Source organism: Mycobacterium sp. IDUB_9 (assembly GCF_055419505.1).
In genome coordinates this window covers 1,325,071-1,344,661 of sequence record NZ_JBVAXU010000001.1, presented here as the reverse complement: position 1 = coordinate 1,344,661, position 19,591 = coordinate 1,325,071, and the positions used below count along the sequence as shown (strand labels likewise).

Genomic DNA, 19,591 nt, shown 5'->3' with positions numbered 1-19,591 from the left:
CGGAAAGGGACAGTTTTGTGTCTGCTCGCGGGATCAGTCGGCGGCAGGCATCCGATTCCAGTGCGGGATCAGTAGCAGCATGGAAAGCAGAGCGGCGCCGGCGAATCCGTAGAACAGTGTCGACGTGTTCAGGTAGCCGGGCAGCAACCCGCCCAGGATCGCGCCGACCGAACCACAGCAGTTGATGAGACCGGCCGCGGTCCCGGCGTGCTTGGAGGTACCGAAGTCGACCGCCGCGACACACGAGATCATCGCGTCGGCGCCATAGACGCTCAGGCCGATCAGACCGAGCACCACGACCATGACCCAGGGACTACCGGTCGCGGTGAGCGGACCGAACAGTGCCAGCACCGCCACCAGGATTCCCAGACTGATCACACAGGCCGGCACCCGGCGCGCACTGAACACCCGATCGGAGATCCGGCCGAGCAGGATCGGGGCGACCACACCCGCGACACCGAACGCCACCGGGATGGCGACGGCCTGGAACTTGTCGCCGTCAACCAGGCGCTCGGCGACGATCACCGGGCCCCACAGCAGGATCGCATAGCGGGCCGGCTTGAGCAGGAAGTACGACGCGCCAAGGGTTCTCACCATCCGGTCACTCAGCACCGCCTTCAGCGATTCCTGCCACGAGGGCTTCGGCTCGGCAACAGCCTCTGCTTCGGGCGAGTCATCGAGCTCGACACCCTCTCGAGCGTCCGCCGAGGCCCGGTACTCCTCGATCGGCGGCAACCCGACATCTTGCGGCCGGTTGCGCTGGAACAACAGCACGAGCACGAACACCCCGACCACCACGGCGGCACCAGTGAAGAACGACGCGCGCCATGAGCCGAACACGTCGTAGGCGGCCCAGCCCAGAATCGGAGCGGCCACCAGGCCGCCGAATGCGTAGTTGGTGCTCCACAATCCGAGTACGCGACCCCGTTCTCCGATCGAGAAGAACTGGGCCATATTGCTCAGAGTCGGGGACCAGCCGGTGGACTGGGCCAGGCCCTGCACGATCATCAGCGGCAAGAGGAACACCAGCGCGGGCAGCAGGCCCATGAACACCGTGGCGATGGCCGATATCGCCAGGCCGCCGAGGATGACCACTCGCGGACCGAAGCGGTCCGAGACCTGGCCCCACACAAACTGGCCGGCGGCGTAGGCCGCGAGGTAGGCGGCGTCGAGGTTGGCCAGGGTGCTTTTGGTCAGGCTGATAGAGAGGATGGGATCTTCGAGAATGCCCAGCTTGGCGACCGAGAAGGCCTGCCGGGTGAAATAGAAGCCGGCGTAGGCGATCCAGGTGACGGCGAAGATCTGGATACGCCAGCGCTTGTAGCGCGGAGCGATAGTCGGACTGGCGGGCGTCGTTATTTGGGTCATGAGAATGCACCTAATGTGGGCGTGCTGCAGGCGGTGTGCTGACGGGCCGGGGCAGATTGCCGAGAGACTGTGGCCGAACGTCAAGAGCAGGTTTCTCGAAAGAGAACGACGTGAGAGCGGTGCGGCGGTCGGGAGGCAGGCCTACGACCGACCGCCGCAAGAGCTGTTCTGTTGAGTTACCGCAGCGCTGCCACCAGCGATGGAAGATCGGCGACGCTGTTGAGGATGTGCGTGGCGCCCGCCTCGGAGAGCTGGGCCTGGTTGTGCGCACCGGTCAGCACGCCGATCGAGGCCCGCGCGCCCGCGCGCAATCCGCTGATGACATCGGAAGAAGTGTCACCCAGCACGATCATCGAACGCACCGAATCGGTTTCGGTCTGCATCAGTGCGGTGAGCGGCATGTCCGGGTAGGGCCGGCCCCGCACTCCCGGCGACGGGCACAGCACCACGTCGGCGAGGTTCTGCCAGCCCAGCGTCTCGATGATGGCCGACTGCGTCTCCTTGGCGAATCCGGTGGTCAGCGCGGTCTTGATGCCGCTGGAGCGCAAAGATGTAATGACATCTTCGGCGCCGGGGATGGGGCTGCAGTTACCCTCGGCGACCAGCTGGGCGTAGCAGCGTTCGAACTCCTTGTTCGCGGCCTGCGCCTGCTCCTCGTTGCCTTTCGCCAGATGACGGAAGACCACGATCTTCGACTGCCCCATGGTGTCGGAGACGTAACGCAGCATCTCCTCGCGGTCGGCGTCGGTCTTCGACAGACCAGCGTGCTTGTCGGCCGCCAGGAACGACTGTTGGACCAGCCCGGTGTCCTCGACAGTGGTTCCGGCCATGTCGAATACGACGAGGCTGATTGAGTCAGTTGCGTTGATGCTCATTGGTTGTCCCTTCTGTTCAGGTGGATCGTTCAGGCGTGTGCGACAACTTTGTCGCGGTCCAGGGCATTGCCGACGGTGCTGTAGGCGAGGCCCATGCTGGTGGTCATGCCGATGCCGGTCGTGACGGTGACGACGTGGGTGCCCTCGATGGGCTGTTCGATCAGGAACTCTTTTCCGGGCGCGGAGGTGTAGACGCCCTGCCAGCGCTCGGTGACCTCGATGTCATTGACCCCGAACAGTTTCCGGGCCTCTTCGAGGAGAACGGCAAACCCCTCCTCGGATTGGAACGGCGGCGCGGAGACGTCACGGTAGTGGGTGTCGCCGATGAGCAGTGAACCGTCGGGCTGCGGGGTGTACATCTGATGCAGGTCGATGGCGACGTAGTCGGGATGTTCGGCGCGCAACCGCTCGGCCACGGCCGCGGTGGCAGGCAGGTTCTCGAAACCGGCGTAGCGCAGCAACGACCAGCCGGTGAACAGCGGCGCGGGAAGGGCGAAGCCCAGCGGTAGCCGAGCCCGCAACATGTGCAGCCGGCATCTCAGCAGGCCGTCGCGTTCGGCCAGCGCCGGGAACAATCTGTCTACGTCGTAGTTGACCGTGACGAACGTCGTTCCCGCGCGGAGCGGTCCGCGCGACGTGTGCACGATTCCCGGTTCGAATCCGGAAGCCGCGGTCCGCCAATGGAAGTCGACGCCCTCACCGGCGAGCCACCGCGCGATCGACGGCGCTGCCGTGCGCGGGTCGACCTGCAGGTCGTTCGGCAGGTACATACCACCGGTGACGCCGGACGCCAGTACCGGGATCTGTTCGAGGATCTGCTCGCGGCTCAGTAGCCGCACCTCGTCGGCCTCTCGCGTGGCGGCGAACTCATCCATCACGGCGAGTTCGTCGTCGTGGCGGGCGATGCAGAAGGTTCCGGCCTCCGCCGACCAGAACCCTGCCTTGCGGGACAGGTCCAGCCAGTGCCGACGCCCGGCACGTCCGTATTCGAGCGCTTCGCCGGACTGGGCGGTGATGCAGGCGTGACCGAAGTTCTGGACCGACGCACCGACGACACCGTCGGCGTGATCGACAACGGCGACGCTGAGTCCCCGCTGACGCGCGTGATAGGCGTGCGCCAGGCCGACGATGCCTGCACCGACGACGACGACGTCGTAGCTGTGATTTCCCATGCGGATACTGTGGTCCACATCACCACAACTTGTCAATACAAGTTTGTTGTTTTTACCTCGTGTCTATATATGTAAAGTCCCGTTCACCTCAGCGGCGTGACGACGTTGAAGTTCGGGTCGGGATGATCCGACTGATCTCGTCGGCGCCGTGCCCAGCGGCGACAGTGGCGTCCACGTAGCCACGGAATGCCTCCAACGCACCGGCATCGAAGCCTGCCGACCGTGACGCCGCGATCAGATGCCGGACCGAGGCAGCCACCGAGGACACCGACGCACTGGCATCACCGTGCCGATCCGCCTCGATGCGCTCGGCGATCTCACCGAATACCGGCGGCAGGATCGCGGCGATGTTCCCCGCATGCGGCAGCAACTCAACGGGCGCGATGCCATGTGCACCGGCCACCGCCAAGGCATGCACGAAACCGCTGACCGACGTCCAGAACACGTCGAGCAGCGCCATGTCGAAAGCTGCGGCACGTCCGACGTCCGCACCGACCCAGCTGACAGTCGCGAGCGCATCGAAGACCGGCCGGTGCGCTTCGAACAGATCTCGTGGTCCGGCGAAAAGGATACTGGCGCTGGGCGTTCCGATGGTGTCGGTGGGTGTCATGATCGCGCCGTCCAGGTAGCGTCCGCCGCGCGCGGCCACCCGTTCCGCCGTACGGTGTGCCGAATCGGGAATGTCGGAGGCCAGGCCCACGATCACCCGGCGCGCGACCGCGTCTCCCGCGGCGTCCAACACCGCATCCACCACGGACTGATCGACGACGTTGATGAGGATGAGATCGCCGGCGGCGACCGCCTCGGCAGGTGTGTCGGCCCACACCGCGCCGCGGGTACGCAATGCGCCGGCTTTGGCAGCCGTCCGATTCCACACGGTGGTGGGGTAATTCGCCTCCAACAGTGCCGCGGCGAGTGCCTGTCCCATCGGCCCGAGGCCGAGCACGCTGACAGTGGTGGTCATGCGGCGGTCCCGTTCTTGATGCTCTCGATCACCCGGGCGAAGCCGTCGCTGCCATGGCCCGCATCGATCTGTCGGTGGATCAGCCGCTGCACGACATCGACGACTTCTGTGCTGATGCCCTGGTCCCGGCTCGCGTTGACGATGTCGCTGATGTCGGAGAAATTGAGGCTCTGCTGGCCGGGCACGGTGTAATCCCCACCGTCGATGACGGTCGCGTACTCAGCGATGGAGGGCATCAGCGCCGGCAGCCACGCGGCGGTGCGCGCGGCGAACTCTTTCGCCGGCACTCCGGCCGCCCCCACCATCGCAGCACCGTGGAAGAACCCGGCGAACATCACGTACATCGCGGAAAGAAGTGCCAGGTCGTACAACGACGCCATGCCCGCGTCGTCACCGAAATACTCAGTGCTACCCCACAGTTCGAGGAACGCGCGATAGTCCTCAAACAACGCTGCCGAGCCGCTGTAGAGGATCGCCGACTGCGCCGTTCCGATCATCTCGGGCGTCGCCATGATGCCCCCGTCGAGGTAGTCGGCCCCGTGGCCGGCAGCCCACCCGGCCAGCTCGCGCGCACCTTCCGGCGATGTCGTCGTCAGGTTGACCAGCCGGCGCCCCGCCAGCAGGTGCGCGATCGGATCGAGAACCTCGTGCACCGAAGCCTGGTCGAACAGGCAGACCACCACGAGGTCCGCGTCGAGAGCCTCGGCCAGATCGTCCGTTGAGGTGGCGCCCTCCTCGACGAGCGCGCCCGCCCGCGCGGCCGTGCGGTTCCAGACGACGGTCGGGTGCCCCGCGTTGATGGCTCTGCGGGCCAGCTCTGAGCCCATCGCACCCAGACCGAGAAAACTGACCGAATGGCGTGTGGTTGTCATGCCACCATCGTTGGAGAGCCACTGACTGCAGGACAAGTACCCACTAAAAAGTGGGATACTTACCTTTTTGAAACTATTGGCCTTGAACTGCGAGGATTCTGTCATGAGCCAGCTGGGCAAGTACACCTGCGGACTCGATGCGGCGTTCGCCGTGGTCGACGGAAAGTGGAAACCGCTCATCCTCTGGGAACTTCAAGCCGGACCGAAGCGGTTCAACGCGCTGCACCGCAGCCTGCCCGGGGTATCCCAGAAGATGCTGACGCAGCACCTCAAGGAACTCCAGCGTCACGGCGTGGTGCATCGGGAGAGCTACCACGAGGTGCCCCCTCGGGTGGAGTACTCCATGACGCCCGCGGGCCAGGAGCTACTCGAATCACTTGAACCACTGGGCGATTGGGCCACCAAGCACATCGAACTCATTTGCGCCGACGAGGCCGGATAGGTGGGCGCCGGGTTCGGTCACGGCCGGTCGAGAGTGTGCAGGCTGACGTCGGACAACACTCCGGCGGCGATGCGGGCCGTCATGTACGTGCAGTACGGCTGACGTCGGCGGTCGGTCGGCGATCCCGGATTCAACAGGCGTAGACCGGTTTTCGCGGTCGTGTCCCACGGAATGTGACTGTGCCCGAAGACCAGGACGTCAGTTCCGGGGTAGTCCCTGGCCATCCGGGCCTCCCGCCCCGTGGCCGCACCGGTCTCATGCACGACGGTCAGCCGCAGCCCGCCCAAGGTCACGTCGGCACGCTCGGGCAGTCGCCTGCGCAACTCGGCTCCGTCGTTGTTGCCCCAGCAGCCGACGAGATGCGCCGCACGCGAGCTGAGCGCGTCGAGCAGGGCGAGGTCGACCCAATCACCGGCGTGGACAACGACATCCGCCTGGTCCACCTCGTCCCATACCTGAGCCGGCAGATCCTTGGCGCGCTTAGGTACATGGGTGTCGGCGATCAGTAGCAGCCGCATGCCAGCCGAGCCTACGTGACCGCGGCCAACGGGCCCGGGAAGCAGATCGGCGGGTTCGAGCGTCCCGCGCTGTCGCGGCGCTTACACTCCGACCATGGATCTACTACGCAACGTAGTTGTTTATGCGCATCTGCTCGGCTTCGCAGTCATGGTCGGCGCCTGGATCGCCGAGGCTGCGGCCCGACGATTCCTGATCACCCCGGTGATGACGTACGGCATGACGCTGTCTCTCATCACCGGCCTGGCCCTGGCCGCGCCGTGGCCCGCCGGCATCGTCCTGAACTACCCCAAGCTCGGCACCAAGCTGGTCATCCTGATCGCGCTCGGCGCGGTACTGGGCATCGGCACCGCACGGCAGCGTCGCGCAGGCGGCCAACCGGTCATGGGACTGTTCGTCGCCGCCGGCGTGCTGCCACTACTGGCGTCGGCGATCGCGGTGCTGTGGAACTGAGCCCCAGGCCAGGGCCGAACCTGAGCTGAACCTGAGACCTTCCCGTAAAGTTAACTGGCAAACAACAATTGTCGGCAGGTACGGGAACGATGGGTCACAGACACGCCATGGCAACCGCCAGGGTCATGCGCACGGCGGCATTCACCGGATGCGATACACCGCGCGGTGAGATCCATGCCCGGGCCAGGACGCGTCCCGCGGAGTCCGCACGTCAAGCCCACCACGGCGTGTTCGAGAGGCCTCGGCAACGGCGCTACATCGGGCAGCTGAAGACCTCGACATTCGCAGTGGCGGGCCGGTCCCCGTGGATGAACGATCGCGTCACCGTGCTGCGCGGCTTCCTCGCCGATCTGCACGGGCTGCACCTCCCGCCGGAGCTGGCCCGGGTCCAGGTGGCCGGCCACATCGAACTCCTGGTCTCCGTGCTGCGGCTGGACCGTCAGACCGCGCGTCAGTTCGTCACCGACGACGTACTGCGCGAGATGGCCGTCGACATCGCGGCAGCCGTCGCCTCCGAGTAAGCCCGGCGGTCCCTGGCGCCGATGCGCCGAGATCGACGCCAGGGTCGTTGTGTCGCCGAAATCGCAGCCCTGATGTCGATCTCGATGCACCAAGGCCGTCGAACAAACAAATCGAGGCGCGGTCTGATGACCGCGCCTCGATTTTTCTAAAGTGCGCCCGAAGGGATTCGAACCCCTAACCTTCTGATCCGTAGTCAGATGCTCTATCCGTTGAGCTACGGGCGCCTAGCGTTATTCAGTTGTGCGGTTGACAAGTCAACCGTGGCGGAGGCGAGAGGATTTGAACCTCCGGTCCCCTTTAAGGGGGACAACTCATTAGCAGTGAGTCCCATTCGGCCGCTCTGGCACGCCTCCTTCGAACTTCTGTGAGGGTACCGGACTCCGTCCTGTCGCCCGAAACCGCCGAGGGCACACAGTACACAGCCTCCCCTATTCTGGCCAAGTGAGTATCCGATTGCGCCCCGAAATGGCCGACCTCCCGGCGTACGCACCAGGCAAAACCGTTGCCGGCGCAATCAAGATCGCGAGCAACGAAACGGTGTTCCCGCCGCTTCCCAGCGTGCGCGAAGCGATCCTGCGGGCCACCGAGAACATCAACCGCTACCCCGACAACGGTTATCTTGACCTGCGCGAACACCTGGCCAAGCACGTCGGCTTCGCGCCGGAGAACATCGCCGTGGGCTGCGGTTCGGTGAGCTTGTGCCAGCAGTTGATACAAATCACATCCGCTCCCGGCGACGAAGTCGTGTACGGGTGGCGCAGTTTCGAGATCTATCCGCTGCAGATCCGCACCGCCGGCGCGACGGGCGTCCCCGTGCCGTTGCGTGACGAGACTCACGATCTCGACGCCATGCTCGCGGCCATCACCGACCGCACCCGGCTGATCTTCGTCTGCAACCCGAACAACCCGACTTCCACCGTGGTCGAACCCGAGGCGCTGGCCCGGTTCGTGGCGGCGGTGCCCGACGACATCCTGATCGTGCTCGACGAGGCCTACGTGGAGTACATCCGCGACGGGCTGCTGCCCGACAGCCTCGGCCTGGTCCGCTCGCACCGCAATGTGGTTGTTCTGCGCACCTTCTCGAAGGCCTACGGGCTGGCGGGCCTGCGGGTCGGGTACGCGGTCGCCGACCCTGAGATCGTGACCGCGCTGGGCAAGGTCTACGTGCCGTTCAGTGCGACGAGCGTGTCCCAGGCCGCCGCCATCGCCTGCCTGGAGGCCGCCGACGAACTCCTGGCCCGCACCGACGCCGTCGTCGCCGAGCGCATCCGCGTCAGCACGGCCCTGCGTGACGCGGGATTCGAGCTCCCGCCCTCGCAGGCCAACTTCGTCTGGTTGCCGTTGGCCGAACGCACCCTGGACTTCGTGGCCAGGGCCGCCGACAACCGCATCATCGTGCGCCCGTACGGTGAGGACGGCGTGCGGGTCACCATCGGGGCCCCGCACGAGAACGACGCCTTTCTGGAGTTCGCCCGACGCTGGATCGCGGGTGACGCCGGGACTCGGACAGGAGATACCAAGTGAGCGACGCAGGCGGCACGTTCGACCGATTCGTCAGCCGCGAGGGGCAGATCCCCGACGCTGAACTCGACGCGTTCTGGGCGCTGCTCCGGCCCGCCGGCATCGACTTCATGCTGGGCGAGTGGAAGGGCGGCGAGTTCCAGACCGGACACAAGGCCAACGGATTCATGAACCGGCTCAACTGGTTCGGAAAGACGTTCCGCTCGGCCACCGAGGCCCAGCCACTCGTGTGCCTGGATGCCGACGGCAACAAGTTCTCCAACACCGAGGCCATGAACGGCGAGGCCAGCCTGTGGCTGGAGGAGTTCCGCGGCGAGGTGACCGCGACCATGGTCTACGACGGCCGGCCCGTGCACGACCACTTCAAGGTGGTCGACGACAACACCGTCATGGGCATCATGAACGGCAAGGGTGCCGTGGCCGACGGTCGTTACCTGTACTTCTACCTGCAGCGCGTCTAAAGCGTTGGCCTGCGGCCGGTGAAGGCCAGCAGTCGATCCAGCGGCTGTGCGTCTGCGCCGATCTCGACCGGGTCATCGAAACCGGCGCGCACGCGCCCGTCCGGCGTGATGATCTCCCGCGCCCACCCCAGGACGCACTCCGGTTGCTGATCGGCAACGTCGACCGTCTGCCCGGTGGCCGCGGCGTAATCCCAGGCGTGCACCAGGAATTCGAGTGACAGGATCCGAGCCATCATCTGCGCCGGCGCCTCGCCCGGCCCGAACGGCACAGTGCCGTCGACCCCGCGTCGTCGCCATGCCGCCACGGCCGGCCGCGCCGCGCTGAGGACCTGATCCTCCACCGAGGCGGCGGCGTCGCGTTCAGGAAGCTGCGCACCCGCGGCCGAGCCGATCATCGTGATCGAGTTCAGAAGATGGTCGGTCAGCCCCGCCACGTCGAACTCGCGACACGGTGTCGGACGGGACAGATCATCCGCGGTGACACCACTCAGCACGCGTTGCAGCACGTCGAGGGTGGCCTCGGCACTATCGAGTTCATCCATACTCGGTAGTGTCCACCCCATGTCTGACACGTACGAGTCCGTTTCCGTCGAGATCAAAGACCACGTCGCCCAGGTGACGCTGCTGGGTCCCGGCAAGGGCAACGCGATGGGCCCGGCGTTCTGGTCCGAGACACCCGACGTGTTCGGCACCCTCGACGCCGACCCCGAGGTGCGCGCAATCGTGCTGACCGGTTCCGGCAAGAACTTCAGCTACGGCCTCGACCTGCCTGCCATGGGTGCGACGCTGCCCGGTCTGGACGCCGGCGCGAAGGCCCGGGCCGATTTCCACGCCACGCTGCGAAAGATGCAGGGCGCCATCACGGCCGTCGCCGACTGCCGCACCCCGACCATCGCTTCCATCCACGGCTGGTGCATCGGTGGCGGTGTGGACCTGATCAGTGCCACCGACATCCGCTACGCCAGCACCGATGCCAAGTTCTCGGTGCGTGAGACCAAGCTGGCCATCGTCGCCGACGTCGGCAGCCTGGCCCGCCTGCCGCTCATCCTGTCCGACGGACATCTGCGGGAGCTGGTCCTGACGGGCAAGGACATCGACGCCGCGCATGCCGCGCGCATCAACCTGGTCAACGAAGTCCACCCCGACGCCGACGCCTCGCTAGCGGCCGCGCACGCCACGGCCGCCGAGATCGCCGCCAACCCGCCGCTGACCGTCGCGGGGGTGAAGGACGTGCTGGACCAGCAGCGCACCGCCCGCGTCGCCGAGAGCCTGCGGTACGTGGCCGCGTGGAATTCGGCGTTCCTGCCGTCGAAGGATCTGGCCGAAGCGGTCACCGCGATGTTCCAGAAACGCCCGCCCCAGTTCACCGGGGAATAGGCGTCCAGCCGAGCTCGGCCTTGGCCTTCGCGTTCGACAAGGGCAGCCAGGCCCGCCCGAACGCGGTGGCCGGGTACGAGGCGACCAATCCGACCAGCCGATGCGAGATCGGCACCGGTCGCGGCCGGTGCAGCTTGCGGCTCAGCTCTCGGACGTAGTCGCCGAACGACTGCGGACGGTCGTCGACGATGTTGTAGATCTGGCCACCGCGTCCCCGGTCGAGGGCGTCCGCGGTGGCCCGGGCGACGTCATCGATGTGTACCCACGACACGATTCCGGGGCCGGTCAGCGCGGGCATCGCCCACCATTTCGCCAGCCGGGTGAACAGTTCGTCGTGGGTGACGCCAGGCCCGTAGAAAACGCCGTAGCGCAAGACGATTCCCTCGGTGCCGCTGTGTTCACCCGAACTCAGCACGGTGCGTTCCATCCCCCGCAACGCCTCAAGGAACTCAGCTCCGTGCGGCGGTGGCGGCCCGGGATAGGGATCGGTCTCGTCAATCAGCGCCGGCCCGCCTGCGCCATAGCCGTAGGCGAAGACCACCGATTCCGCGACCACGCGGCGCACGCCCGCGCGTTGGGCCGCTGCCACCAGGTTCGGGGCTCCGCGGCTCCACAGTTGCGTCGCGGGGCCGAAATCCTTGGGCCGCTTCGGTCCCCACTTGGGCAGCGTCGTCAGCAGGCTCACCACCGTCTCGGGCGCGAACTCGCTGAGCACGGCATCGATCTGCGTTCTGTCGAGTACATCAGCCACCACGGGCTTGGCCCCGGCCTCAGAGATCTGGGCGGTCTTGCCGGCTGAGCGGGTCACCCCGATCACCTCGTGGCCGCGCCGGTTGAGCTCACGCAGCAACGGGATTCCGGGAACACTCGTCGCACCGGCCACCAGGACACGCATCTATCGTTCTCCCGCTTTCTCGTCGGACACACTGGTACGCAACGCAATTGCCAACAGCACCGTGGTCACCACCAGGCCCGCGGCCTCCAGCCAGCCGACCCAACTGCCGGCGGCGTGGTTGGTGTCGATCAGGTGACTCAACGAATGCAGGGCCCAGTGCGCAGTGGCGAAAGCCAGCGCGGGCACCCGCCAGCGCGGCCACTTGAGCGCCGCGAGCATCATCAACCCGAGCGGCAACTCGAACGACGCGTTGTCGAGGATGAAGTGATCGTTGCGCACGCCGAATGCGCCGATCGTGTCGAAAAACACGCCCGGCGCCAACAGCATGAACAGACCGAGGGTCACCGAGTAGATGCCGAACACGGCGAGGACCACTTCGGGGTAGCGCCGGGTGCGCGTCACCGGCGGCACGGCGTTGGCCATGTCATCACGCTAACGCCGAGGTGGTCTCCGAGTAGGCTCCAATTCCATGGCAATTTCGGGTACCAGTGCCGGTCCGGAGCTGCTGGTCGAACTGGACCGGGACAGTAAGCAGCCGTTGCATCGCCAACTCGCCGACGGGCTACGCAACGCCATCCGTTCCGGCCGCCTGACCCCCGCCTCCCGCATGCCGTCCACCCGCGTGCTGTCGGCCGACCTCGGGGTGTCACGCCGCCTGGTGGTCGAGGCCTACAGCCAGTTGGCCGCCGAGGGGTTCCTGCACAGCAGCCAGGGTGGCTGCACCCGCGTCGCCGCCGTCGACCCCGTCCCCGCAGGCCGCTCCGATCCCGATCGCGCACGCCCCCGCTTCGACACCGACTTCGCCCCGGGCTCACCGGATCTCGCCAGCTTCCCGCGTCAGGCCTGGCTTCGGGCCATGCGTCAGGGCCTGGCCGAGATCGAATCCAGCGCATTCGGCTACGTGGCACCACACGGACTGCCGGCCGCCCGGACCGCGGTGGCCGACTACCTCCGCCGTACCCGTGGCGTGGTCGCCGACCCCCGCCTCATCGTGTTGTGCTCGGGCGCAACGCAAGCCATCGCCCTGCTCGCCCAAAGCCTGGACGGCCCGGTAGCAACGGAGGATCCCGGATTCTGGCTGCATCGAATGGTGTTACGGCACCACGGTGTCGATCCGGCGCCGATCCCGGTGGACGACAACGGCATCGACGTCGGGGCGCTGGCCGCCAGTCCCACGACCACTGTGCTGACCACGCCTGCCCACCAATCACCTACCGGGGTGGTGCTCTCGACCGCGCGGCGCACCGCGCTTCTCGAATGGGCCCAGCCCGGGCGGTTGATCATCGAGGACGACTACGACGCCGAGTACCGCTACGACCGGGCGCCGGTGGGCGCACTGCAGGGGGTCGCGCCGGACCGGGTGGTCTACCTCGGCTCGACCAGCAAGACGCTGGCGCCCGGCCTTCGCATCGGCTGGATGGTGGTGCCCGCCCATCTGATCGACCGGGTCAGAACCGCCAAAAGCCTGGCCGATACCGGGAGCTCGGTGATGGATCAGATCGCATTCACCCAGTTCGTAACCTCCGGCGGCTACGACCGTCACCTACGTCAGATGCGCCGGCGCTATCCGGCCCGACGCGATGCGCTGCTGGCGGCCTTGGCGCGGCACCTACCGCAGGCCGAGGTTCTCGGTGCGGCCGCAGGCCTACACCTGACCGTGCGGTTCCCGGCCGGCTTCCCCATCGACGACCTGACGCGTCGCGCGGCCGAGTTACGCATCCGGCTGGAGCCCCTGGCCCCGTGCTACGCCGATCCCACCACTGCACCACCCGGGCTGATCCTGGGCTATGCCAACCTCACCGAAACCCAGATCGCGACCGGTGTGGAAATGCTCGGTCAGGCCGCGCGCCAATTGGGCGCGGCCTGACCGTAACGCCGTGTCAGCCTGCTTCTTTGGCCGACTTCCGCTCTGCCAGCTTGTACTTCACCAGAGCGACCAACGCCTTGGGATTGCGCGCGAACGCACCTGCGGCCTGAAGGTAGAGCTTGGCCTTCTGGCCCGGCGTCAACTGCTGCTCTTGTTCCGTCACTGACTCTCCCCTATCCGAGAACGTGCCCGAACACTAGCGTGCGTCAGCTTGGGAGCTCCTACCGCCCGGCGGCCTGATCGACACTGCGGTCGGCGGGCTTGATGCCCAGTTTGCCGACCACGTAATCGGCAGCCTGATCGGTCAGCCCATTGGCGGCGTACAAGTTGTGCGCATTGTTGTCACTGCCAGTGGGCGAGCACACCGGATCCTCCGGGATGCACAGATCGTCGGTCTTGCCCGTGTACCGGGAACCGACCGTGATCGGCGGTGCACCGGTGTAGATCATCTGCAGGAAGCCACTCGACGGCTTGCCGAACAGGGCCACTGCGGAGACGTGATCGGCCACGTCCGCGGGCAGCGGGCCACTGATGCTCGGCGGCAGCACGAACCCCTGCGGCACGGCATCCTCGGTAAGGTAAGCAGCCACCGCAGCACCCTGCGAGAAACCGCCCAGCACGATCTTGGTGTCGGGACACGCGGCCACCGTGGCTCTGACCTTGTTGCTCGCGTCGGCGACGCCGTCTGCTGCAGTCGCAAAGTCAAGTGACGCTGGGTAATTCACCGCGTAGACATCGATGGACTTCCCGCCCGTCCTGGCCTGCAGCGCATTCACGAACGCGTCCCCGACGCCACCGACGCCCGGTGGCTCGAACGTCCCCCGCGCGAAGACGACCTGCACGTCCGCACACGATTCCGCGGAAGCCTGACCGGCTGCGGCGATGCACCCACCCGCCACGAACGCCGACGATGCCACCACCGCCAACCAACGACCAATCCGGTTCATTCTCGACCCCACACTCGTTCCGACCCGCGACAACTTTTCGTACCGACTACTCCTCGATACCCAAGATCAAGGCCGGGCGAATCCACCCGGGTGTGTGATGTACGACACGTTTAGCGGACGCGGCGGAGGTGTTCTCGTTGCTACGACGCGGCCCCGACGCGCTGACGCTCGCGTTTCTCCTCGTAGAACCGGGCCCGTTCGTCGACCGCCTCGAGGAACTGAGCTAGCTCGTCGCGCGCCTTCTCACCTTCGGGCCCGAAATCGGTGCGATCGAAGATCCGCCAGAAGCGCAGCACCGGCTGCACCACGTCGTCGTGATGGACACGGAGGTCGTAGATGCCGGCCTTGGCGATGGTGATCGCGTTCTGCGCGAAGTCGGCCATCCCGATACCCGGCATCGCGAAGTTCATCACCTCGTCGCGGATCGCGGTCATCGAGGCGTCCGGCGAAATATCCAGCGCCGCTGCCATGAGATTGCGGTAGAAGACCATGTGCAGGTTCTCGTCGGCGGCAACCCGCGCGAGCAACTGATCGGCGATGGGGCAACCGGACGCCCGCCCGGTGTTGCGGTGCGACACCCGGGTGGCCAGCTCTTGGAACGACACATACGCCATCGCCGCAAGCGGCGTCTTGTCACCAGAGTCGTACCCGGCCACGGTATGGGTCATGCGAAGACGTTCCAGGGCAACGGGATCCACTCCACGTGTGACGACGAGGTAGTCGCGCAACGCGATGCTGTGGCGGCCCTCTTCGGCTGTCCACTGCCCGACCCAGGTGCCCCACGCGCCGTCACGGGAGAACCGCGTGGCGATCTCACGGTGATAGGAAGGCAGGTTGTCCTCGGTCAGCAGGTTGACCGTCATGGCCACCTTGGCGACGTGGCTCAACGGCGAATCCTCGGGTTGCCAGTCCTCTCCGTCCAAGAAGGCGAAGTCGCGTCCGCGGCTCCACGGAACGTAGTCGTGGGGAAACCACTCCCGCGCCATCGACAGATGACGGTCGAGGTTGCTCGCGACAACCGGCTCCAGTTCGTGGAGCACTCCGCTCTCGGTGTCCATTCAGTCCTCCCAACGTGTGTGGCAGCGCGTCGACGTCAGCGAGACATCCGTAACCTACGGTAGCGTAGGTTACGGAACCGTAGGTTAATTTTCGGTAAGAATGGTCCTCAGTTTTCGGCCACCATGGGCAATCAGCGCCGCCGACGACCGGGACCAGCGAAAATGCCTGCCACACTTTATGTTTCGGTGACATACCGCCGGTGACAGAGCGCCGCACTAGGCTCGCGGGCATGTGCACACGAGTCATCTGGCCCGAAGCGGGCGATGCCGTCCTGGTCGGCAGGAACATGGACTTCCACAAGGACCTGATGACCAACCTGTGGAAGCAACCCCGGGGCGTCGAGCGCGACGACGCGGTTTCCGGCAAGCTCACCTGGACCTCGAAGTACGGCAGCGTCATCGCGACCGCGTTCGACCTCACCTCGGTGGACGGCATGAACGAGGCCGGGCTGGCCGGCCACATCCTGTGGCTGGCCGAATCGACCTATGGCGAACCCGATGCCTCGCGCACCCAGCTCGGCCAGGCCATCTGGCTGCAGTACTTCCTGGACAACTTCACCACCGTCGCCGAGGCCGTCGCGTGGGTCGAGGAGACCGATGTACAGGTGGTGCAGATGGACGATCCCACTGGCGGCGTCCGGCCCGGCCTGCACCTGGCTCTCGACGACGCGGCCGGCGACTCGGCGATCATCGAGTACGTCGACGGCAAGGCCAGGGTCTATCACTCGAAGGCCTACACAGTGATGACCAATTCACCGACCTTCGACCAACAGCTGGAACTGGTGAAGTCGTTCACCGGCCTCGGCGGCGACCAACCGATCCCGGGCTCGACCCTGGCCAGTGACCGCTTCGCTCGGGCCACCTACTACGCGAGCCGGCTGCCCACACCGTCCAGCCAGGTGGAGGCCATCGCGAGCATGTTCTCGGTGATCCGCAACGCCGCGCAGCCCTTCCGCATCCCGGACCCGGGCAAACCCGATGCCTCGCAGACCATCTGGCAGGTGGTGCTCGACCTCACCAACAAGCGCTACGTCTACGAGTCGACGACCCGGCCCAACATCGTGTGGATCGACCTGGCGGATCTCGATTTCTCCGAGGGCAGCCCGCAGCTCAAGCTCGACCTGATCGGCGAGCTCGCGGTGCAGGGCGGAATCGCCGGCAACGTGGCCGACAAGTTCGTGGACAAGGGCCCCATGACCTTCCTGTCCGCGAAGATCATGGAGACGCTGGAGGCGGCGGCGAAAAAGGGGTGAGTGCCGAACTGACGTATGGCTGGGCAGGCCTCACCGATCCAGCGTGCGAAAACTGGACAGCCAGCCCACCGGGCTTCCGCCGCTTCGAATGCACGATCGTCGTCGGCCACGGAGATGACGTGTGGAATTTCGCGACGGCCGAACTGATGAGATGGGGCATCAAGCGGCGCAGCGGTTTTCAGGTCACCCCGGACAATGTTGCATCTGAGGGTGCCGACTACCTCATCACGGCAAGGTGGGGGCCAGTCGTCGTGCGTGAGCCGGTACGGGTGGTCGCTGTCGTCAACGAAAACGATCGTTGCGGGTTCGCCTACGGCACCAAACGCGGCCACCCGGTCAGCGGCGAAGAGGCATTCATCGTGCACCGAAACACCACCGGCACAGTATTTCTGACACTACGTTCCCTCACGCGACCAGCACCCGATGGCCCCTGGCGGCTGCTGTTTCCGGCCTTGCTGATCGCACAGCGGTACTTCCGTCACCGCTACCTGCAGGCACTCACCGCCTGAACCTTGTCAACACCAGCAGCCGCCGAACGATGAGGTGTGCTCATCGGTCTCGATCGATTCCTCCCGCACCACGGCGCTGCCGCCCCGCGGATCGAAGTGCAATATCGAGCTGACGGGGTCGTGCCGGATCCACACGGCCACCGACAACGGATGCCCCGGGCGGAAAATGTAGGAGACGAGTTCGATGTCACCGGGCTTCCCGAGAGCCCGCACATCGGTCACCGCTGCTCGTATCCGCTGCCCCGACAGATCCGCCGCGGTGAACGCCGTCTCGCCCGCGTGCAGGTCGGGCATCGAGTTCATGTCCTCCACCTCGCCGTCGCGCACCCAGTAGAGGTGCAGCTGGCCGTCGGTGGCGACAGCCTCGACCGAGACCAAGTTCGAGGTCACGTCCACTCGCCGCAGCGGCAGGTCGCCGAGCCGTGCGCGCACCAAGTCCAGCTCCGCGTCCATCCGCTGCGAGGAGAACAGGTCCTCGCTGGTGCCGCCTAGCGCACGGCTGATCCGGCCGGGAACGTCGCCGACGACCACGACCACCGCGGCGATGGCCACGAGAACCGAGGCGACGACGACAGCGACGTACTTCGCCCGGTGGTCCGGTTGTGATGCGTCCGGTTCGGGTTCCATCGCGGTCATCACCGAATGCTTCCACAGGACATGCGTGACGCGGCTGCGTCGCCGACGGTGACTCGCCTAGGTTCACGTAGTTCTACTGATCCGGCAGGCCGTCCGCGCGGCCCAGGATGGAGCCATGAGTCCCGAACGGCGCCGCAACCCTGGGCTATCGATGATGGGGTTTGTGGCGATGGTCATCGCATACTTGCTGGCCTTCACCGTGCTCTCCGATACGGGCTTGGCGTCGAAGTTCGAGAACGGTGTCGCGCCGCCGGGGACTGACGTGATGGGCCTTCGTGTCACGGCCGTCGCGAGTGTCCTCGCCGCTGTAGGTGCGTGGGCGTCCGTGATCGCGGGCCGCGCGGTGATCCCGATCGTCTTGGTGCTCATCGCCTCCGCACCGTTCGGGTTCCTGTCACTCTTCACACTGCTTTTGGTGTTCTGATCGACGGGGACGTCCAGGCGCAGCGCGCACTCGGGCGCAGAAGTCGCGGGACAACGTCGAACGGTGGGACACCACCATAGACAGCAACGTTGCTATTCGCTCCGTCATGCGATTCTAAGTGCAGAGACATACACTCCAACCTATGTTCAGCAACGTACAGATCTTCCGGGACTCGCCCATCGATTTAACTTCCGCGCAGGAGTCCTCGGCCAGGAACGCGGCCCGGCGAGCTGCGCGGGAGGCTCGACGTTCGCTGCGCACTGCTCGCGGGCAGTACCGGCGCTACCGTGCGGTCGCGGGAGCCGTTTACCTGGACTGGCCCCGGTGGCACGGGGAGTACCTCAACGAGTATCACGGTGGCGGCGGGTTCAACGAGGATGGCCTCCAGGTCGGCACAAACGTTCCCGGGGACGCGATCTAACTGCCCCCCCCCCCCCCGAGCGCGCCGACGCGAAGCAGTTACCCGCTATTGTTCAACAACATGCGTCCCACGACGTGGGTTAGGCCGTTTCGCGCCTTTGCGGCAAAGCCGCGCGCAGTCATCGCAGTGATCACCGCCGCGCTCGTCGCTGCCGTGGCCCTACCCGTTGCCGCCCCAGCCGATGCTGAACCGATGACGGTGTGCCCGCCGAACCAGTCGACGTACTGGAATGGGCAGCCGTGCTTCCCGCAGCCGTGTGTGCCACCGTACGCGCCGGGCATCCCGCCGTGCTTCATGCCGCCGCTGCAGATCGGGCCGAACGGCGTGCCAGTGTTCGGGTGAGGCTCGTCGAGCTTCCCGGGAGGCGATTCGCCACTGCGAGAGTCGCCCGCATCGTTGGTGACTCGTCGTGGTAGGTGAAGGCATGGGAGGACGGCGGTACGAGATGAGTCCGATTGAGCCACAACACTGGCCCGCCGATCCCGCGTCCGCATGGGCACAGGCAGTCGCAGCTCCGGTGCCCACGGCACGGTACGGCGATCCCCCGTCGATCAAGCCGCTTGAGAAGATTGCGGAGAACATGCGCCGACAGCGCGTGTTCGTACCGACCATCGCGCTCGTCCTCACGGTGGTCGGGGCGGTCCTCCTCGGAGGACTGCTCGCCGGGGTGTTCCCGCTGAGCGGGCGCAGCACTTCCGCGGTCGTGCAGTGGATCTCCGGGATCGTGCTGCTGGTCTCGGGACCGGCGCTGTGGATCACGCATAGGCAGTGGAGAACCCGTCAGGAGCGGCGAGGTTTCCCGCCGGCCCGCGGTGTCCTGTGCGAGATCTATCCGACGACATTCCGCATCGGCGACGGCGACGGCTACTGCGGCACGTCAGTCGCTATCGATGCACGGACCCCGGACGAGCAGGCGTCGAGGATCGCGGCCGCGTTCCGGATCTGGCTGGCCCGGCTCGAAGCCGACAAAGAAGCCGCCTCCGCCGCGGAGAACGCATGGGGGTCGACGCCGACAACTCCCGGGCGTCCTCGAACAAC

25 protein-coding genes, 2 tRNA genes and 1 pseudogene are annotated in these 19,591 nt (G+C 66.1%); 13 read left to right on the top strand and 15 right to left on the bottom strand.

The window, feature by feature from the left end:
• Positions 1 to 33: 33 nt before the first annotated feature.
• From ACZY08_RS06580 to ACZY08_RS06560, 5 genes are all read right to left on the bottom strand, one after another.
• Entirely contained in the window at positions 34 to 1,368 is a 1,335-nt protein-coding gene (locus tag ACZY08_RS06580; RefSeq protein ID WP_463743740.1) for an MFS transporter, read from the bottom strand.
• Positions 1,369 to 1,544: 176 nt separating this feature from the next.
• Entirely contained in the window at positions 1,545 to 2,243 is a 699-nt protein-coding gene (locus ACZY08_RS06575; RefSeq protein ID WP_463743739.1) for a phosphonatase-like hydrolase, read from the bottom strand.
• Positions 2,244 to 2,272: 29 nt separating this feature from the next.
• Positions 2,273 to 3,415, bottom strand: coding sequence for a TIGR03364 family FAD-dependent oxidoreductase (locus tag ACZY08_RS06570; RefSeq protein WP_463743738.1), 1,143 nt, complete (start codon positions 3,413 to 3,415; stop codon positions 2,273 to 2,275).
• Positions 3,416 to 3,503: 88 nt separating this feature from the next.
• Complete coding sequence (locus ACZY08_RS06565; protein ID WP_463743737.1) at positions 3,504 to 4,379, bottom strand: NAD(P)-dependent oxidoreductase; 876 nt, start codon at positions 4,377 to 4,379, stop codon at positions 3,504 to 3,506.
• Entirely contained in the window at positions 4,376 to 5,251 is an 876-nt protein-coding gene (locus ACZY08_RS06560) for an NAD(P)-dependent oxidoreductase (RefSeq protein WP_463743736.1), read from the bottom strand. Before ACZY08_RS06560 ends, ACZY08_RS06565 begins: the two co-directional genes overlap by 4 nt.
• Positions 5,252 to 5,354: 103 nt before the next feature.
• Between ACZY08_RS06560 and ACZY08_RS06555 the strand changes: the two genes are divergently transcribed.
• Positions 5,355 to 5,693, top strand: a complete 339-nt coding sequence (locus ACZY08_RS06555) for a winged helix-turn-helix transcriptional regulator (RefSeq protein ID WP_454792813.1) — start codon at positions 5,355 to 5,357, stop codon at positions 5,691 to 5,693.
• Between the two features lie 17 nt (positions 5,694 to 5,710).
• Here the strand turns inward: ACZY08_RS06555 and ACZY08_RS06550 are convergent, their stop codons facing one another.
• Positions 5,711 to 6,211: a metallophosphoesterase family protein gene (locus tag ACZY08_RS06550; RefSeq protein ID WP_463743735.1), complete on the bottom strand. Its 501-nt coding sequence runs from the start codon at positions 6,209 to 6,211 to the stop codon at positions 5,711 to 5,713.
• A 94-nt stretch (positions 6,212 to 6,305) separates the two neighbouring features.
• Between ACZY08_RS06550 and ACZY08_RS06545 the strand changes: the two genes are divergently transcribed.
• Positions 6,306 to 6,662 (top strand): Fe-S protein, encoded by a 357-nt coding sequence (locus ACZY08_RS06545; protein WP_463743734.1) that lies wholly within the window; start codon positions 6,306 to 6,308, stop codon positions 6,660 to 6,662.
• A 107-nt stretch (positions 6,663 to 6,769) separates the two neighbouring features.
• On the top strand, positions 6,770 to 7,183 hold the full coding sequence (locus tag ACZY08_RS06540) for a hypothetical protein (RefSeq protein WP_463743733.1): 414 nt from the start codon (positions 6,770 to 6,772) through the stop codon (positions 7,181 to 7,183).
• 152 nt (positions 7,184 to 7,335) lie between these two features.
• Here the strand turns inward: ACZY08_RS06540 and ACZY08_RS06535 are convergent.
• Both ACZY08_RS06535 and ACZY08_RS06530 read right to left on the bottom strand, forming a co-directional pair.
• Positions 7,336 to 7,408, bottom strand: a tRNA-Arg gene (locus ACZY08_RS06535).
• Between the two features lie 37 nt (positions 7,409 to 7,445).
• Positions 7,446 to 7,537 (bottom strand) — tRNA-Ser (locus ACZY08_RS06530).
• 88 nt (positions 7,538 to 7,625) lie between these two features.
• Here ACZY08_RS06530 and hisC point away from each other — a divergent pair.
• Entirely contained in the window at positions 7,626 to 8,708 is a 1,083-nt protein-coding gene (gene hisC / locus ACZY08_RS06525) for a histidinol-phosphate transaminase (protein WP_463743732.1), read from the top strand.
• Positions 8,705 to 9,166: a DUF4334 domain-containing protein gene (locus tag ACZY08_RS06520; RefSeq protein WP_463743731.1), complete on the top strand. Its 462-nt coding sequence runs from the start codon at positions 8,705 to 8,707 to the stop codon at positions 9,164 to 9,166. The genes hisC and ACZY08_RS06520 overlap by 4 nt, the downstream gene beginning before the upstream one ends.
• On the opposite strand, the gene ACZY08_RS06515 is transcribed toward ACZY08_RS06520, so the two are convergent.
• The gene (locus tag ACZY08_RS06515) at positions 9,163 to 9,708 is read right to left on the bottom strand and encodes a TIGR03086 family metal-binding protein (RefSeq protein ID WP_463743730.1); all 546 of its coding nucleotides are present in this window, start codon (positions 9,706 to 9,708) and stop codon (positions 9,163 to 9,165) included. The genes ACZY08_RS06520 and ACZY08_RS06515 overlap by 4 nt on opposite strands.
• Positions 9,709 to 9,727: 19 nt before the next feature.
• On the opposite strand from ACZY08_RS06515, the gene ACZY08_RS06510 reads away from it, so the two are divergent.
• Positions 9,728 to 10,543 carry a crotonase/enoyl-CoA hydratase family protein gene (locus tag ACZY08_RS06510; RefSeq protein ID WP_463743729.1) on the top strand — a complete coding sequence of 272 codons (816 nt, stop codon included), beginning with the start codon at positions 9,728 to 9,730 and terminating at the stop codon, positions 10,541 to 10,543.
• Here the strand turns inward: ACZY08_RS06510 and ACZY08_RS06505 are convergent.
• Together ACZY08_RS06505 and ACZY08_RS06500 are read right to left on the bottom strand one after the other, a co-directional pair.
• Positions 10,530 to 11,438, bottom strand: coding sequence for an NAD-dependent epimerase/dehydratase family protein (locus ACZY08_RS06505; RefSeq protein WP_463743728.1), 909 nt, complete (start codon positions 11,436 to 11,438; stop codon positions 10,530 to 10,532). The two genes, ACZY08_RS06510 and ACZY08_RS06505, sit on opposite strands and share 14 nt — an antisense overlap.
• The gene (locus ACZY08_RS06500; protein ID WP_463743727.1) at positions 11,439 to 11,861 is read right to left on the bottom strand and encodes a hypothetical protein; all 423 of its coding nucleotides are present in this window, start codon (positions 11,859 to 11,861) and stop codon (positions 11,439 to 11,441) included.
• 46 nt (positions 11,862 to 11,907) lie between these two features.
• On the opposite strand from ACZY08_RS06500, the gene pdxR reads away from it, so the two are divergent.
• Positions 11,908 to 13,305, top strand: a complete 1,398-nt coding sequence (pdxR, locus tag ACZY08_RS06495) for a MocR-like pyridoxine biosynthesis transcription factor PdxR (protein WP_463743726.1) — start codon at positions 11,908 to 11,910, stop codon at positions 13,303 to 13,305.
• A 13-nt stretch (positions 13,306 to 13,318) separates the two neighbouring features.
• On the opposite strand, the gene ACZY08_RS06490 is transcribed toward pdxR, so the two are convergent.
• From ACZY08_RS06490 to ACZY08_RS06480, 3 genes are all read right to left on the bottom strand, one after another.
• Positions 13,319 to 13,468 (bottom strand): hypothetical protein, encoded by a 150-nt coding sequence (locus tag ACZY08_RS06490; RefSeq protein WP_463743725.1) that lies wholly within the window; start codon positions 13,466 to 13,468, stop codon positions 13,319 to 13,321.
• Positions 13,469 to 13,526: 58 nt separating this feature from the next.
• Positions 13,527 to 14,252, bottom strand: coding sequence for a cutinase family protein (locus ACZY08_RS06485; protein ID WP_463743724.1), 726 nt, complete (start codon positions 14,250 to 14,252; stop codon positions 13,527 to 13,529).
• 140 nt (positions 14,253 to 14,392) lie between these two features.
• Positions 14,393 to 15,310 (bottom strand): acyl-ACP desaturase, encoded by a 918-nt coding sequence (locus ACZY08_RS06480; protein WP_463743723.1) that lies wholly within the window; start codon positions 15,308 to 15,310, stop codon positions 14,393 to 14,395.
• 230 nt (positions 15,311 to 15,540) lie between these two features.
• Here ACZY08_RS06480 and ACZY08_RS06475 point away from each other — a divergent pair, with 230 nt between their 5' ends.
• Both ACZY08_RS06475 and ACZY08_RS06470 read left to right on the top strand, forming a co-directional pair.
• On the top strand, positions 15,541 to 16,563 hold the full coding sequence (locus ACZY08_RS06475; RefSeq protein ID WP_463743722.1) for a linear amide C-N hydrolase: 1,023 nt from the start codon (positions 15,541 to 15,543) through the stop codon (positions 16,561 to 16,563).
• The gene (locus ACZY08_RS06470; protein ID WP_463743721.1) at positions 16,560 to 17,072 is read left to right on the top strand and encodes a DUF1990 family protein; all 513 of its coding nucleotides are present in this window, start codon (positions 16,560 to 16,562) and stop codon (positions 17,070 to 17,072) included. The genes ACZY08_RS06475 and ACZY08_RS06470 overlap by 4 nt, the downstream gene beginning before the upstream one ends.
• A 6-nt stretch (positions 17,073 to 17,078) precedes the next feature.
• On the opposite strand, the gene ACZY08_RS06465 is transcribed toward ACZY08_RS06470, so the two are convergent.
• Positions 17,079 to 17,708: a hypothetical protein gene (locus tag ACZY08_RS06465; protein ID WP_463743720.1), complete on the bottom strand. Its 630-nt coding sequence runs from the start codon at positions 17,706 to 17,708 to the stop codon at positions 17,079 to 17,081.
• A gap of 115 nt (positions 17,709 to 17,823) precedes the next feature.
• On the opposite strand from ACZY08_RS06465, the gene ACZY08_RS06460 reads away from it, so the two are divergent.
• The 4 genes and pseudogenes from ACZY08_RS06460 to ACZY08_RS06445 form a co-directional block, all read left to right on the top strand.
• A complete protein-coding gene (locus ACZY08_RS06460) occupies positions 17,824 to 18,132 on the top strand; it encodes a hypothetical protein (protein ID WP_463743719.1) in 309 nt (102 codons plus the stop codon).
• Positions 18,133 to 18,274: 142 nt separating this feature from the next.
• Positions 18,275 to 18,553, top strand: a complete 279-nt coding sequence (locus ACZY08_RS06455) for a hypothetical protein (protein ID WP_463743718.1) — start codon at positions 18,275 to 18,277, stop codon at positions 18,551 to 18,553.
• A 60-nt stretch (positions 18,554 to 18,613) separates the two neighbouring features.
• Positions 18,614 to 18,895, top strand: coding sequence for a hypothetical protein (locus ACZY08_RS06450; protein ID WP_463743717.1), 282 nt, complete (start codon positions 18,614 to 18,616; stop codon positions 18,893 to 18,895).
• A gap of 103 nt (positions 18,896 to 18,998) precedes the next feature.
• Positions 18,999 to 19,559: pseudogene (locus ACZY08_RS06445) on the top strand (hypothetical protein); the annotation flags it as partial.
• Positions 19,560 to 19,591: the final 32 nt, after the last annotated feature.

Coding starts and splice junctions, on each gene's coding strand:
- ACZY08_RS06580 (WP_463743740.1), bottom strand. CDS start 1,368: ATGACCCAAATAACGACGCCCGCCAGTCCGACTATCGCTCCGCGCTAC.
- ACZY08_RS06575 (WP_463743739.1), bottom strand. CDS start 2,243: ATGAGCATCAACGCAACTGACTCAATCAGCCTCGTCGTATTCGACATG.
- ACZY08_RS06570 (WP_463743738.1), bottom strand. CDS start 3,415: ATGGGAAATCACAGCTACGACGTCGTCGTCGTCGGTGCAGGCATCGTC.
- ACZY08_RS06565 (WP_463743737.1), bottom strand. CDS start 4,379: ATGACCACCACTGTCAGCGTGCTCGGCCTCGGGCCGATGGGACAGGCA.
- ACZY08_RS06560 (WP_463743736.1), bottom strand. CDS start 5,251: ATGACAACCACACGCCATTCGGTCAGTTTTCTCGGTCTGGGTGCGATG.
- ACZY08_RS06555 (WP_454792813.1), top strand. CDS start 5,355: ATGAGCCAGCTGGGCAAGTACACCTGCGGACTCGATGCGGCGTTCGCC.
- ACZY08_RS06550 (WP_463743735.1), bottom strand. CDS start 6,211: ATGCGGCTGCTACTGATCGCCGACACCCATGTACCTAAGCGCGCCAAG.
- ACZY08_RS06545 (WP_463743734.1), top strand. CDS start 6,306: ATGGATCTACTACGCAACGTAGTTGTTTATGCGCATCTGCTCGGCTTC.
- ACZY08_RS06540 (WP_463743733.1), top strand. CDS start 6,770: ATGGCAACCGCCAGGGTCATGCGCACGGCGGCATTCACCGGATGCGAT.
- ACZY08_RS06515 (WP_463743730.1), bottom strand. CDS start 9,708: ATGGATGAACTCGATAGTGCCGAGGCCACCCTCGACGTGCTGCAACGC.
- ACZY08_RS06510 (WP_463743729.1), top strand. CDS start 9,728: ATGTCTGACACGTACGAGTCCGTTTCCGTCGAGATCAAAGACCACGTC.
- ACZY08_RS06505 (WP_463743728.1), bottom strand. CDS start 11,438: ATGCGTGTCCTGGTGGCCGGTGCGACGAGTGTTCCCGGAATCCCGTTG.
- ACZY08_RS06500 (WP_463743727.1), bottom strand. CDS start 11,861: ATGGCCAACGCCGTGCCGCCGGTGACGCGCACCCGGCGCTACCCCGAA.
- pdxR (WP_463743726.1), top strand. CDS start 11,908: ATGGCAATTTCGGGTACCAGTGCCGGTCCGGAGCTGCTGGTCGAACTG.
- ACZY08_RS06485 (WP_463743724.1), bottom strand. CDS start 14,252: ATGAACCGGATTGGTCGTTGGTTGGCGGTGGTGGCATCGTCGGCGTTC.
- ACZY08_RS06480 (WP_463743723.1), bottom strand. CDS start 15,310: ATGGACACCGAGAGCGGAGTGCTCCACGAACTGGAGCCGGTTGTCGCG.
- ACZY08_RS06475 (WP_463743722.1), top strand. CDS start 15,541: ATGTGCACACGAGTCATCTGGCCCGAAGCGGGCGATGCCGTCCTGGTC.
- ACZY08_RS06465 (WP_463743720.1), bottom strand. CDS start 17,708: ATGACCGCGATGGAACCCGAACCGGACGCATCACAACCGGACCACCGG.
- ACZY08_RS06460 (WP_463743719.1), top strand. CDS start 17,824: ATGAGTCCCGAACGGCGCCGCAACCCTGGGCTATCGATGATGGGGTTT.
- ACZY08_RS06455 (WP_463743718.1), top strand. CDS start 18,275: ATGTTCAGCAACGTACAGATCTTCCGGGACTCGCCCATCGATTTAACT.
- ACZY08_RS06450 (WP_463743717.1), top strand. CDS start 18,614: ATGCGTCCCACGACGTGGGTTAGGCCGTTTCGCGCCTTTGCGGCAAAG.